This is a genomic window from Salinicoccus sp. Marseille-QA3875 (assembly GCF_054950095.1).
On record NZ_CM143103.1, the window covers coordinates 2204260 to 2219096 of the forward strand.

General features: G+C 44.3%; 11 protein-coding genes. 9 read left to right on the forward strand and 2 right to left on the reverse strand.

The annotated features are described in order from the left end of the window. Window positions 1–43 precede the first annotated feature (43 nt). Both ACY8DT_RS11225 and ACY8DT_RS11230 read left to right on the forward strand, forming a co-directional pair. Window positions 44–3484 (forward strand): pyruvate carboxylase, encoded by a 3441-nt coding sequence (locus ACY8DT_RS11225; protein ID WP_462420397.1) that lies wholly within the window; start codon window positions 44–46, stop codon window positions 3482–3484. Window positions 3485–3622: 138 nt separating this feature from the next. Beyond that, entirely contained in the window at window positions 3623–5563 is a 1941-nt protein-coding gene (locus ACY8DT_RS11230) for an aconitate hydratase (protein ID WP_462420398.1), read from the forward strand. Between the two features lie 863 nt (window positions 5564–6426). Here ACY8DT_RS11230 and ACY8DT_RS11235 read toward each other — a convergent pair. Then, the gene (locus tag ACY8DT_RS11235) at window positions 6427–7323 is read right to left on the reverse strand and encodes a COX15/CtaA family protein (RefSeq protein ID WP_462420399.1); all 897 of its coding nucleotides are present in this window, start codon (window positions 7321–7323) and stop codon (window positions 6427–6429) included. Between the two features lie 317 nt (window positions 7324–7640). Here ACY8DT_RS11235 and cyoE point away from each other — a divergent pair, with 317 nt between their 5' ends. From cyoE to ACY8DT_RS11270, 7 genes are all read left to right on the forward strand, one after another. Then, window positions 7641–8561 carry a heme o synthase gene (gene cyoE / locus ACY8DT_RS11240; RefSeq protein WP_462420400.1) on the forward strand — a complete coding sequence of 307 codons (921 nt, stop codon included), beginning with the start codon at window positions 7641–7643 and terminating at the stop codon, window positions 8559–8561. 28 nt (window positions 8562–8589) lie between these two features. Then, window positions 8590–9768 carry a cytochrome c oxidase subunit II gene (gene coxB / locus ACY8DT_RS11245; protein ID WP_462420401.1) on the forward strand — a complete coding sequence of 393 codons (1179 nt, stop codon included), beginning with the start codon at window positions 8590–8592 and terminating at the stop codon, window positions 9766–9768. Window positions 9769–9771: 3 nt separating this feature from the next. Beyond that, entirely contained in the window at window positions 9772–11691 is a 1920-nt protein-coding gene (locus tag ACY8DT_RS11250) for a cytochrome c oxidase subunit I (RefSeq protein WP_462420402.1), read from the forward strand. Beyond that, window positions 11691–12317, forward strand: a complete 627-nt coding sequence (locus tag ACY8DT_RS11255) for a cytochrome (ubi)quinol oxidase subunit III (RefSeq protein ID WP_462420403.1) — start codon at window positions 11691–11693, stop codon at window positions 12315–12317. The genes ACY8DT_RS11250 and ACY8DT_RS11255 overlap by 1 nt, the downstream gene beginning before the upstream one ends. Before the next feature lies 1 nt (window position 12318). Continuing rightward, window positions 12319–12663, forward strand: coding sequence for a cytochrome C oxidase subunit IV family protein (locus ACY8DT_RS11260; protein ID WP_462420404.1), 345 nt, complete (start codon window positions 12319–12321; stop codon window positions 12661–12663). Between the two features lie 128 nt (window positions 12664–12791). Further along, window positions 12792–13745: a cytochrome c oxidase assembly factor CtaG gene (gene ctaG, locus ACY8DT_RS11265; protein WP_462420405.1), complete on the forward strand. Its 954-nt coding sequence runs from the start codon at window positions 12792–12794 to the stop codon at window positions 13743–13745. A gap of 20 nt (window positions 13746–13765) precedes the next feature. Next, the gene (locus ACY8DT_RS11270) at window positions 13766–14221 is read left to right on the forward strand and encodes a DUF420 domain-containing protein (protein WP_462420406.1); all 456 of its coding nucleotides are present in this window, start codon (window positions 13766–13768) and stop codon (window positions 14219–14221) included. Between the two features lie 145 nt (window positions 14222–14366). Here ACY8DT_RS11270 and ACY8DT_RS11275 read toward each other — a convergent pair whose 3' ends face one another. Further along, window positions 14367–14723, reverse strand: a complete 357-nt coding sequence (locus tag ACY8DT_RS11275) for a YugN family protein (protein ID WP_462420407.1) — start codon at window positions 14721–14723, stop codon at window positions 14367–14369. Between the last annotated feature and the right edge of the window lie 114 nt (window positions 14724–14837).

Below are 14837 nucleotides of genomic sequence, written 5' to 3' on the forward strand. Positions count from 1 at the left end.
TTATTATATAATAAGTTCATTATGCTTTTGGGAGGAATTTTCTATGGACAAGATACATAAATTACTCGTTGCGAACAGGGGAGAAATTGCGACTCGTATTTTCAGAGCAGCAACAGAACTCAATATTACGACTGTCGCAATATACAGTAATGAGGATAAAGGTGCGCTGCACCGTTATAAGGCGGATGAAGCATATCTGGTTGATCCGGACTTATCGCCTACTGAAAGCTACCTTAATATTGAAGCAATCATCAAAGTGGCAAAGAAAGCAGGCGTGGACGCAATACATCCAGGCTACGGTTTTTTAAGTGAAAATAAAGAATTCGCAACGCGTTGTGCTGAGGAGGGCATCATTTTCATCGGACCTGAAGTGCGTCACCTTGAAATGTTCGGCGATAAAGTGCGTGCCCGTGAAACTGCAATCTCAACTGGTCTGCCGATCATTCCGGGCAGCAAGGATGCAGTCGGCGATTTCAGTGAAGTTGAAGAATTCATCGAAAAGAATGGTTATCCTATCATCATCAAAGCCATTTCAGGCGGCGGCGGTAAAGGGATGCGTGTTGTAAACGAAGATGATAATCTGAGAGACAGCTATGACCGTGCGAAGAGTGAAGCATTGAAATCATTCGGAAACGCGGAAATCTATCTTGAAAAATATATTGATCAGGCAAAACATATCGAAGTACAGGTCATCGGTGATACACACGGTAACATCGTGCACTTGTATGAAAGAGACTGCTCGGTGCAGAGACGTCATCAGAAACTTGTTGAAGTGGCGCCTTCAGTCGGACTGACAAAAGAGCTTCGTGAAGAGATCTGTGAAGCTGCAAGAGATATGTCTGAACAGATCGGCTACATTAATGCCGGAACGGTTGAATTTTTAGTCGCTGACGGCGAATTTTATTTCATAGAAGTCAATCCGCGTGTTCAGGTTGAGCACACGATTACGGAAATGGTTACCGGTGTGGATATCGTCAAGACACAGATCCAGGTTGCAGACGGTAAGAGTCTTTTCAGTGAAGATATCGGTATGCCGCAGCAGGAAGACATTCCGCTGATGGGCTTTGCGGTACAATGCCGTATTACAACTGAAGATCCGCTGAATGATTTCATGCCGGACACAGGTGAAATAATGGCTTACCGTTCAAGCGGCGGTTTTGGTGTCAGACTGGATGCAGGCGACGGTTTCCAGGGTGCTGAAATTTCACCATACTATGACTCACTTCTTGTAAAACTGTCCACGCACGGACTGACTTATAAAGATGCGAATGAAAAGATGGGACGAAGCCTTAAAGAAATGCGTATCCGGGGCATCAAGACGAACCTTCAGTTCCTTCTGAATGTTGTTGAGAACGAAGATTTCCTTAAAGGGGACTATTCGACGAAGTTCATCGATACGACGCCTTCATTATTCGAGTTTGAAAAACCGAAGGACAGAGGTACGAAGACGCTCGAATATATTTCAACGATTACGGTAAACGGATTCCCTGGTGTGGAAAAGAGGGAAAAGCCTCATTTCGATCCGCCGAGAATACCGGACTATACACCGGAGATTGTTGACGGTACGAAGCAGATTTTAGACGCACGCGGGCCTGAAGGTCTGAGCAAATGGCTGAAAGAGCAGGACGAGACGCTCATTACAGATACGACAATGCGCGATGCGCACCAGTCGCTGCTGACGACCCGTATCCGCACTTATGATATGAAGCAGATCGCACCATATACGGCCCATGATCTGAAAGATGCCTTCAGCCTTGAAATGTGGGGCGGCGCGACATTTGATGTTGCGTACAATTTCCTGAAAGAAGATCCGTGGAACCGTCTGGCAACACTCAGAAAAGATATTCCGAACGTACTGTTCCAGATGCTGCTGCGTGCATCAAATGCAGTCGGATATAAAAACTACCCGGATAATCTTGTTGAGAAGTTCGTCCAGGAGAGTGCAGAGAACGGTATCGATGTCTTCAGAATCTTCGATTCGCTGAACTGGCTGGAAGCGATGAAGCCTGCGATCCAGGCAGTTCTTAAAACAGGCAAAGTCGCAGAAGGCGCCATCTGTTATACAGGTGACATTTTGAATCCGGAACGTTCAAATGTCTATACTCTGGATTACTATAAGAACATGGCGAAAGAACTTGAAGCACAGGGTGTGCATATTTTAGCAATAAAAGACATGGCCGGCCTGCTGAAGCCTAAAGCAGCCTACGAGCTGATCGGCGAATTGAAACAGACTGTGAATATGCCAATCCATCTGCATACACATGATACGAGCGGTAACGGCGTATTCACCTACGCAAAAGCGATTGAAGCTGGCGTCGATGTCGTCGATACAGCCCTCGGTGCGCTGAGCGGCCTCACATCACAGCCGAGTGCGAACAGCCTGTCATACGCACTTGATGGTACGGAGAGAAACATCCGTGCAGATGTGGAAGGTCTTGAAAGACTGAGCCAGTACTGGGAAGATGTACGTAAATACTATGTGGACTTCGAAAGTGATATCAAGAGTCCACACACTGAAATCTACCAGCATGAAATGCCGGGCGGACAGTATTCAAATCTTCTGTCACAGGCTAAATCAATGGGTCTTGGCGAAAGATACGGTGAAGTGAAGAAGATGTACCAGAAAGTGAATATGCTTTTTGGTGATATCGTCAAAGTGACACCATCATCCAAAGTTGTCGGCGACATGGCGCTGTTCATGGTGCAGAACGAACTGGATGAGGAATCATTATTCAAACGCGGTGCACATCTGGACTTCCCGGATTCCGTAGTGAGCTTCTTCAAAGGCGAAATCGGTATTCCTGTGACAGGTTTCAATGAAGAACTGCAGAAACTTGTGTTAAAAGGTACCGAGCCGCTCAAGGAACGTGCGGGAGAATTGATGGAACCAATCGATTTTGATGCACTTCGGGAAGAAATTGCAGAGTTCCAGGAATCTGAAGTGACAGATCAGGATATACTGAGCTACGCCCTGTATCCGAAAGTCTACAAAAACTTTGTTACGACAAATGAGAATTTCGGTAACATGGACAGATTGGATACACCGACATTCCTGTTCGGTATGCGTAAAAATGAAGAGCTGGAAATCGTCATCGATAAAGGTAAGACGCTAATCGTCAACCTGTTATCAATCGGTCACGTCCATGAAGACGGATACCGCTGGATGTACTTTGAACTTAATGGTTTCCCCCGTAAAGTCAAGATCAAAGATGACAGCGTGGAATCAAAAGTTGCGAGACTTCAAAAAGCGGATCCGAAAGAAATCGGACATATCGGTGCACAGATGCCGGGTACGGTCAGCTCAATGAAATTCAAAGCCGGAGATACTTTTGAAAAAGGTGACATCATCATCATTACAGAAGCGATGAAGATGGAAAACTCCGTGAAAGCACCATTTGCCGGAACGGTTACGGAAGTATTTGTACAAGAAGGCGACAGTGTTGAATCGAATGACCTCATGGTCCTCGTTGAAAAGAAAGATTAATATAAGTGGAGACACCAGTCACATGAGTGGCTGGTGTTTTTTTATTGAAATAAAATACTGTTTTCAGTTTGTAAGTTTAACATCTCCAGTTAAGTGAATAATATTAATAAGGAAGAAATAACCATAGGAGGGTTAAAAATGAAGCTGAATGTTGCAGAGAAACTGATTCGGGACCATCTGGTGTCCGGTGAAATGAAGACTGGAGAATCCATCGGCCTGAATATTGACCAGACTTTGACGCAGGACGCTACGGGCACGCTGGTGATGCTGGAACTTGAAGCCATGAAGATTGATAAGGTGAGTACGGAAGTTTCCGCGCAGTATGTGGACCACAATCTGATCCAGGATGATTACCGGAATCCGGATGACCATAACTTTTTAAGGAGTGCTTCGAATAAATTCGGCATCCATTATAGTCAGCCGGGGAACGGGGTGAGCCACCCGGTTCATATGCAGGAATTTGCGAAGCCCGGAAAGACACTGCTCGGTTCGGACAGTCATACGTGTGCGAATGGTGCGATGGGGATGCTTGCGATGGGAGCAGGCGGGATTGACGTCACGCTTGCCATGACCGGTCAGCCGTATTACATCAAAATGCCGAAAGTCATGGGTGTGGAACTGACGGGCAGGCTGCCTGACTGGGTCAGTGCAAAAGATGTGATTTTGGAAATGCTGCGCCGCCATAGTGTAAAAGGCGGTGTGGGAAGAATCATCGAATATTATGGAGACGGACTGGATGATCTGTCTGCAATGGACCGTCACGTCATTGCGAATATGGGTGCCGAACTCGGTGCGACAGCATCTGTATTCCCTTCTGATGAAGCGGTGAAGAAGTTTTTGAAATCTCAAGGCAGGGAAGACGAATGGTTTGAATTGAAGGCGGACACGGGTGCCGGGTATGATGAACATGAACATATCAATTTGTCGGAACTGGAACCGTTGATTGCCAAACCGACGAGCCCGGACAATGTGGTACCGGTCAGTGAAGTGGCCGGGGATCCGATCTACCAGTCCTATATCGGTTCATCTGCAAACCCGGGGTATCATGATTTTGCGATTGCAAGTGAAATTGTGAAAGGCAGCGTCATTGCTCCAGGAACATCTTTCGATATCAACCCGACCTCAAGGCAGATGCTCCAGCAGCTTGTTGAAAATGGACATATCGCCAATTTCCTGTCAGCCGGTGCAAGGCTGCACCAGGCGGGATGCAACGGCTGTATCGGTATGGGGCAGGCGCCTGCAACAGGTCACAACAGTTTAAGGACGACGCCGAGAAACTTTCCCGGACGTTCCGGGACGATAGAAGATTCCGTATTTCTATGCAGTCCGGAAACTGCGGCGGCCTCAGCTCTTGCCGGTAAGATTACAGATCCGAGAACGCTGGATATGAAATATCCTGAAATACCCGATCCTGAACCTAAAATCGACCACTTTTTAATGGAAGCGCCACCTGAAGATAACAGCGGCATCGAACTCGATAAAGGTCCGAATATTACAGAGATACCAGACTTCGATGCCATCGAGGATAATTTTGACCTGCAGGTACTGCTGAAAGTCGGTGACAATTTGTCCACGGATGAAATACTCGCCGGCGGATCGAGAGTGCTGCCATTCCGCAGTAATATTCAAAAAATCAGTGAATTCACATTTGAAAGAGTCGACGAAACATACACAGACGATGCGAAAGAACTGAAGGAAAAGGGCGGTCATATGGTCGTCGGCGGCTACAACTATGCACAAGGATCCAGCAGAGAGCACGCCGCACTCGCACCAAGATATTTAGGGCTGCGGGTCGTGCTGGTCAAGGACTACGCAAGAATCCACCGCCAAAACCTGATCAATTTTGGCATCCTGCCGCTCACATTCGTCAATGATGATGAATATGAATTGATAGAGGCCGGCGCTGTGCTTGAATTCAGGAACATACACGAGAATATAAGGAATGACGACACATTCGAAGTGGAAATAAAAGGCACCGGCCAGACTGTCGAAGTCACGCACGGTCTGAATGACCGTCATAAAGATATCCTGCTGGCCGGAGGAATCATCAACTGGGTTAAAGAGAAGCAGGTAGAATAGCGCAGAAGATTTTTTAGTGAGGCAGTTGAGCTTATCCACAGCTCAGCTGTCTTTTTATTATGTGGTGTTGTTGGAGATGGCAGGGGGCTGCTCACTTGGGAGCTTTTTCGGAGCTGAGTGACCATTTATTTTTTCTCAGCGTTTAGTTGGGAAGGAATATGAGATCAACTAAACGCCTGCAGCCTCGAAACGTTTAGTTAGCATAAAAATTAACGTCACCTAAACACCTGCGACCTCGAAACGTTTAGTTAGCAACAAATATGAGATCAACTAAACGGCGGACATCTCTAAACGTTTAGTTAGCGTAAAAATTAACGTCATCTAAACGGCATCCGTCTCGAAACGTTTAGTTGGGAAGAAATATGAGATCAACTAAACGGCAGCAGCCTCGAAACGTTTAGTTGGGAAGGAATATGAGATCAACTAAACGCCTGCAGCCTCGAAACGTTTAGTTAGCATAAAAATTAACGTCACCTAAACACCTGCGACCTCGAAACGTTTAGTTAGCAACAAATATGAGATCAACTAAACGGCGGACATCTCTAAACGTTTAGTTAGCGTAAAAATTAACGTCATCTAAACGGCATCCGTCTCGAAACGTTTAGTTGGGAAGAAATATGAGATCAACTAAACGGCAGCAGCCTCGAAACGTTTAGTTGGGAAGAAATATGAAATCATCTAAACGCCTGCAGCCTCGAAACGTTTAGTTGGGAAGGAATATGAGAACAACTAAACGGCATCTTTCCTAAACATCCAATCAGCTTAAATCTCGACCATCGGATACCGTCTAATCATTTCCATACAAACAAAAAAATCCAGCCGGGCAACATATAGTCACCGGGCTGGATTCAAAATTCTAAATATCATTTTGTTCTCGACAATAACATGATGAAGTAGCACAGTAGTCCGAATAGTAATGTGATGAAGAGTGCGTGCATCAACGCAATGAAGATGTTGACCATTGTAAATACGCTGAGCAGCCCTGTGATCATCTGTAATACTATTAAAATAAATGCAATGATCCATCCGTAATGGAGTACGCGGTACTGGCTGTAATTTCTGATTGCGTGGATCATGATAAGGAAGATCCATATGATCGCGATTCCTGCGAGGGCTCTGTGTCCCATCTGGACTGCTTCGTAGAAGTTTGTCGGCATGATGTGCCCAGGTTTACAGTGGGGCCAGCTGAGACATGCGAGGGATGAGTCAGTGTGTCTGACCAAAGCCCCGGAATAAACAACGAAATATATGTAAATCGTTACAAATATCGTATTGTATCTTAAAAATGATCCTACTTTCAATTTGGTTGCGTCAAATTTTAAGTCGACCTCGAATACTAGTAATGTCAATAGGAATACTGCAGCAAAGCATATTAGCGATATACCGAAATGTGCTGCCAGTACAAAATCGCCTTCCCATATACCAACTACAGCAGCTGCCCCGATCAATGACTGGATGATGATGAAACCGAATGAAACTGCAACTAAAAATTTGGTTTCACGCTTTTCGGGTATTTGCCGCAATGCCATGATACATAGTATGGCAAGCAGTATAATGGCTATACCTGAAACGCCTCTGTGAGCGATTTCTATGATGGTATCTATCGGCCAGCTGCTCGGTATCAATTCACCGTGACACAGCGGCCAGGAATCACCGCATCCATCTTCGGAGCCTGTTTTGGTTACCAGCGCTCCGCCCACCTGGACGAAGACCATGGCTATAGTGGTTATGAGTGCCACAATTTTTAAGTTTTTGTACAATTGTCACACCTCTATTAAGACTTTAAGAAATTAACCTTGTGAATCCATAATATATATGAAAGAAGTTGTCATTGCAATATTATTATTTAGAATTACTCTTAACAATTCTTAAATATATGGTAAAATCAATATGTGAAACACTCTAAATAAGTATAAGTCAGTTTATCATTTATGACACATACTGTTCATGAAGATTTAATGAACAATCGATGAAACATATAAAATGTAACAATTTTATTGTGAAATTGTATAGTATTTGTGTCCCAACTAATTTATTATTAGAGTTAAATGTTTCTGTTATGAAAGGAGGCGTAGAGATGCAAGGTGATGCTTACAGTGAAATTGTAAAGCAGAATCCAAATGATATAACATTCAAAGCAGTTAAAACGTTATTAAAAGATGGGATAATAAAGTCCAATCTCATTCCAGCATTTGCTGCCGGATTTGTAGCTGTGATGTATTACAGCTTGTCATTTTTTCAGAACTTACCACTATTATTACTGATGACTGTAGCGACAGCTTTAGTCATAGGTGGAGTTTGTGCGCTGAATAATTTTTATGACAGAGACATAGACAGGATCATGGAATCAAAAAAGGATCGTCCAAGTATTGACGGAACGTTTACAGGAAAGCAGATTTTGCTGATTGGTTTCGGCTGCCTAGGCGTTGGGCTGATCATGTTATTCTCCATTAATCCAACTGCCGGAACGCTGGGTTTAGTCGCAGCATTTGGCTACACCGTCGTTTATTCGATGTTTGGGAAACGACATTTTGTTTCCAATACAATCATTGGGGCTGTGCCTGGAGCGATGCCGCCGTTGATCGGCTGGGCTGTCATTGACCCGGGACTTCATATGATTGCATGGGCGATGTTCATCGTGATGTTCATTTGGCAAATGCCGCACTTTTACGGATTAGCAATCAGAAGAAGCGAAGAATACAAGCTTGCTGCCATTCCAATGCTGCCATCTGTAAAGGGTAATGAAAGAACAAGACGCTCTATTGTGTTTTGGGTAACACTTCTTTTGTTCACACCTGTTTTAATGGTAGAACTTGGTCTATGGTTTGTGCTTCTTGCCACCGCATTAAATGTGGCCTGGCTGTACATATCATTGAACCGGTTTAAACCAATTGAAGACTATAACCGCTATGCCGGTCGGGTATTTGTCTTCTCACTAAATTACATCGTTATATTTTTTGTAATGATCGTGATTGCCGGCTTACTCGTGAATATATAAAGTTAGAGGATGAAAGAGGGGTTAAAACATGAAGAATCATTGGATGAAAGCTAAATGGATAGGATTGATCACTGTCCTTATGGTCTTTTTATCTGGTTGTGGGAAGAATCATTTGAGTGCTTTGAGACCGGCTGGTGAAGTGGGTCAAGAGCAGTTTAACTTAATGATACTCTCAATTATTATTATGCTTTTGGTAGTAGTAGTGGTTACAGTATTATTTACAATTGCAGTGGCTAAAAACCGTCGCAGTAAGAAAGGTGAAGATTTCGAACCGAAGGACGTGGCAACAAACCACACTTTGGAAATCATCTGGACATCAATCCCGATCATCTTACTTATCATTTTAACGGTTCCTACAGTGTATCTGGTATTTAAACAGGCGGATACTAGTGCAAGTGTGACTGACGAAGGTGAAGTGAATCCTGAGGAAAATGTCATCAACGTCCGCGCTTACCAGTACTGGTGGGAGTTTGAATATCCAACAGAACAAGTCGTCACTTCACAGGAAATGGTAGTACCGACTGATGAAAGAGTTTACTTCAACCTTATGGGTGTAGACGTAAAGCACTCATTCTGGGTGCCGGCAGCAGGCGGTAAGCTTGATACCAACGTTGACGGTATCAACAGTTTCTATCTTGTATTTGATGAAGATAGTGCACAGGAAAGTGATCGTTTATTCTACGGTAAATGTGCTGAGCTCTGCGGACCTTCACACGCTTTGATGGACTTTAAAGTTCAGGCATTGCCTGCTGAAGAGTACGACCAGTGGTTAGCTGACATGCAGGCTGTTGAAGAGCCGGTACAGGCATCATCAGAAGATGCACAGGCGGGAGAGGAAATCTTTGCTGACTCATGTATGGGTTGTCACGCAACGACTCCGACAGGTTCAGGCGCAATGGGCCCTAACCTGACGAACTTCGCAGACCGTGAACTAATCGCCGGTTATCTTGAGCACAATGAAGAAAACTTAGAAGAGTGGATCAGAGATCCTGAGTCACTTAAGCCTGGAAATAAAATGACAGGTGCTTATGAGTTGAATGACGAAGAGATCGAAGCAGTTTCAGCTTACCTGATGGAGTTGTCTGTTGAAGAAGGCTCTGGAGATGTCGAAGCGCTTGAAGAAACAAGACAGGCAAACACTTCAGAAGATGAAGGTTCTGAAGGCGAAGAAGAGTCTTCAGAAAATGATGAAGAGGAGGGGAACTAACACATGGCACAGACAAGTACTCAGAAAAAAGGTGTTGGTTCTGTAATCTGGGAATATCTGACAACGGTCGACCATAAAAAGATTGCTATCCTGTATTTGATCGCTGGTGGATTTTTCTTCGCACTTGGTGGTATAGAAGCGATGTTGATCCGCTTACAGCTTGCGGTTCCAAACAACGACTTCCTATCAGCAGGATTGTTCAATGAAATGATCACCATGCACGGTACGACCATGATTTTCCTGGCAGCCATGCCGTTACTATTTGCATTTATGAACGCAGTGGTTCCACTGCAGATCGGGGCGCGTGACTTAGCGTTCCCATTCCTGAACTCACTGGCAGTTTGGTTATTCATTCTTGGTGGTATCTTCCTTAACCTTTCATGGTTCATGGGCGGTGCACCGGATGCGGGCTGGACAAGCTACGCATCACTGTCAATCGACTCACCTGGACACGGCGTCAACTTCTACGCTCTTGGTCTTCAGATCACAGGTGCAGGTACATTGATGACTGGTATCAACTTTGCAACAACGATCATTACGATGAGAGCACCGGGTATGACTTACATGAGAATGCCATTATTCACATGGACGACTCTTGTAGCAGCAATTTTAATCGTATTCGCATTCCCACCGCTTACAATCGGTATCTTCCTGTTGATGTTTGACCGTATGTTCGGCTCAAACTTCTTCATAGTAGAAGCCGGCGGTAACACCATAATCTGGGAGCATTTATTCTGGATATTCGGACATCCTGAAGTGTACATACTGATACTTCCGGCGTTCGGAATATTCTCTGAAATATTCTCAGTATTTGCCCGTAAGAGATTATTCGGCTACTCAGCGATGGTATTCGCTACAGTCCTTATCGGTTTCTTCGGATTCATGGTCTGGGCGCACCACATGTTTACAGTTGGTCTTGGACCGACGGCAAACGCTATTTTCGCAGTAGCGACTATGGCAATCGCAGTGCCGACAGGTATTAAGATATTCAACTGGATCGCCACCATATGGGGCGGCAGCATAGAGTTTACAACGCCGATGCTTTACGCAGTTGCATTCATCCCTTCATTCGTAATGGGCGGGGTGACAGGTATCATGCAGGCAGCTGCACCGGCAGACTATCAGTACCATGACTCATACTTTATCGTGGCCCACTTCCACTACGTTATCGTTGGTGGTGTAGTATTCGGTCTCCTTGCAGGACTCCACTACTACTGGCCGATAATGTTCAATACGATGCTGAACGAAGTTCTCGGTAAGATTACATTCGTGCTGTTCGTGTTCGGTTTCCACCTGACATTCCTGATCCAGCACTTCCTTGGATTATGGGGCATGCCGAGACGTGTGTTCACTTTCCTGGACGGACAGGGTTATAACGCAGCCAACATGATATCCACCATCGGTGCCTTCTTCATGGCCGCCGGGGTGATCCTATTGCTGATCAACATTGTAATGACACTTGTGAAAAACGAAAGAGTTGGAACGGATCCTTGGGGAGACGGCCGTACGCTTGAATGGTCACTGCCACTGCCGGTTCCTTATTACAACTTTGCGCAGGTACCGCTCGTTCGTGGACTGGATGCATACTGGATCGAGAAGAAGCAGGGAGACGGCAAGATCATACCTGCAGAATCAGTCGGAGACTTCCATATGCCGAACAACTCGATCATTCCACTGATCATGTCACTCGGCCTGTTCATAGCATCGTTCGGTGCACTGTACTTTGCCGACGGCAAAGATTGGGCGATTGATGCAGTATCCGGCTTGGATGCAAAACCATGGGCACTGCCTGTTCTTGTAATCGGACTGGGTATCACATTCGTTTCGATGGGTGTGCGTTCATGGAAAGACGACCTCGGTTATTATGTAACTAAAGAAGAAATAGAGAAAGATCTTGAAGAATTGGAAAGGGGTGCGAAATAATGGCTAACTTGGAATACAATGTGCCTAGCGAAAGATGGCCGGTCCATCCCGAAACTGCTACGGCAGAAGGAAAGAATAAGTTTGTAGGATTTTGGATATTCCTTGCTGGTGAAACTGTTTTATTCGCATCGCTTTTTGCGACATATCTGGCGCTGAAAGACTCAGTACCGAGCGATGATCATTTATTGGCAGCAGAACTGTTCCACCTGCCGCTCGCATTTGTCATGACGATGTTACTTTTGACATCGTCCCTGACAAGTGTGTATGCGATATATCACATGAGAAACAACAATTTCCAGAAGATGCAGTTGTGGCTTGGAATTACAGCACTTCTTGGTGCAGGTTTCCTTGCACTGGAGATTTATGAGTTTGTGGAGTACGTCGGTCTCGGACACAGTTTCCGTACGAGTGCTTTCGGCAGTGCATTCTACTTCCTGATCGGTACTCACGGTTTCCACGTAATCGTCGGTCTGATCTGGGTGACACTGCTCATTTTACGTAATGCTAAACGCGGTATGTCCGTTTATACAGCAGCAAAGGTAAATACCTTTTCATTGTACTGGCACTTTATAGACGTTGTATGGGTATTCATCTTTACTATCGTTTATCTGTTAGGAGTGTTATAGTATGGCAGAAATGAATCAGGAAGTTATGACAAAAACCCAGCTTGAATACTTGAGGACAAAACGTACTAAAGAAATGCGCCATCAGTTGGTATCATTCGGTTTGATGATATTTCTGACATTCATGGCTTTCGGTCTGGCGGCATCGGATGTACCTGGGCAGTTTACGATTCCGATCGTACTCGGCTTTGCATTTATCCAGGTCATTCTTCAGTTCTATTATTTCATGCACATGAAAGACAATGGACATGATTTCGCCAAACTGCTGATTATGACAGGAATGTATTTCGCAATAGCATTCGTCGTGTGCTTCGTCTATATCGTCTGGATCGGGGCGCCAATCGAATAATATTAAAGACCAACACATCGTGTGTTGGTCTTTTGTCATTATATTGTCATGTAATGCACCCTGTATATATTGTTTAAAATGACAAAAAAACTTATAATATTGATAAGTGAAAAAAAAGGGTGATTTTAATGGAAAATTTATCGTCCATATCTATATTTGGATTTATGGCTAATTGGAGCCCTTACTGGTTTGTCTTCATCGTCATGGTCACAGTCGTTTATTTTCTGGTGACGAAAAGATGGTACCGTGAATTTGAAGGCGGACGTCCGATTACGAATAAAGAGTCGGCTATATTCATAACAAATATGGTTTTAATCTATATTTTATACGGCTCTCCCGTAGATCTTCTGAGCCACATACTTTTCAGTTTCCACATGCTTCAGATGGCATTTGGATTCCTGCTCGCAGCACCGTTATTCTATGCTGCACTGCCTGAATACCTGCAGAAATACCTGGTTGGTCTTCCTGTGATAAAACAGATATTTGCGATTGCAAAAAAGCCGTTGATCTCTTTGATTCTGTTCAATGGTGTATTTTCTGTTTACCACCTGCCAGTGGTGATGGACGGTTTGAAAATGAGCGCAGTCGCACATAATGCTGTAATCATACTTTTATTCGTACTGGCCCTGGTAATGTTCTATCCGATTTTCAACAAGGTGGAACCGAAGGAGAACCATATGGGCGGATTGTTCAAAATGCTGTATATATTCGGCATCGGTGTGCTCCTGACGCCGGCGTGTGCTTTGATAATATTCGCCTCAGAGCCGATGTTCAGTACATACACTGACGGCGATGCATGGCTCTCTGCGATGGAACTTTGTGTACCTGCGGGTACGCTGGACAGTCTGGTCGGACAGGGTATGATTTCAGGACCGGAGTACTTTACAGATTCAGAGCCGATCCACGATCAGCAGACGGGTGGAATCATCATGAAAGTGATGCAGGAAGTGTTCTTCGGCTTCATGCTCGCATTCATATTCTTCCGTTGGTACAAAGATGAAAGAAGAGATGAAGAAGAAGTGACACGCCGTTCTCTTGAAGAAGCGAGAGTCAGAAAAGAATTTCAGAACCAGTTCAGATAATAAGGAGTAGACATAACTATATGGAATTTTTATTGCCGACAATCAATACATTTTTTATCATCCTGAGTGCAGTATTCATGGCAATCGGATTGAAGCATATACGTGCCAGGCAGATTGAATTGCATGAAAAATGGATGAAGCTCGCAGCACTTGCTGCACTGATATTCTTTATAGGCTATGTTTCAAAAACCGTATTTATAGGAAGTACCCAATTCGGCGGCCCGGATAATCTGGTACCATTCTATGTAACGTTTTTAATCAGCCATATCATCTTATCCACAACAGGCGGTGTGCTTGGTGCATACCAGCTGTTTACAGGATCTAAAAGGAAGCTCGGAATACATCGTAAAGTGGGGCCGGTCGCAGCGATCATCTGGTTCTTGACAGCTATCACGGGTATCATGGTCTATGCTTTACTTTATATCATCTATCCAGGCGGCTCCACAGCAGGCCTGTTTGATGCGATCTTCCATTAAGGTGAAATACATGGGTTTATGACATTAAAACAGCACCAGAGCCGGATACAAGGCTTTGGTGCTGTTTTATTTTTATGGAATCAAGATTAAACGGTCGCAAACCTCGATTAAAAGATCTGCGGCCGTTCTTTATTGAATGTAAGTATTAGATCAACACTTTTAACTCTTTAGTTACTTTACGGATATTGTTTACAGCATGTTCAACGATTCTTTCAGGGAAATTCTCGTCAGAGCCATATTCAATACCTGTTGGATAGTAATGTTTACCCATATAAGGATCCATCAGCTGGAGTGTCGCGTTGTTCGCACCAACATCGCCGTCTACAGCGTAACCCGGCAGACGCAGGTAGTAGATACCTTCAGGTATCTCATATTTGAAATCAAAAGTCATACGCTCGTAATCCCAGGAACCACCAAGAACCCATCCGTTTTTATTCATAACATTTTGTAAGACATCTTGAGGTACAACAACTTTCTCAAGACCAGAGTTTTCGAAAATCATGAAATTTCCTCCCTAGCATTAATAACATTAATTCAATTTTAATCTATAAACTAAATAGTTGCAAATGGAATTTCACTCTCGCAAAGAAATCTGAAGTTTGTTACTATAAATTGA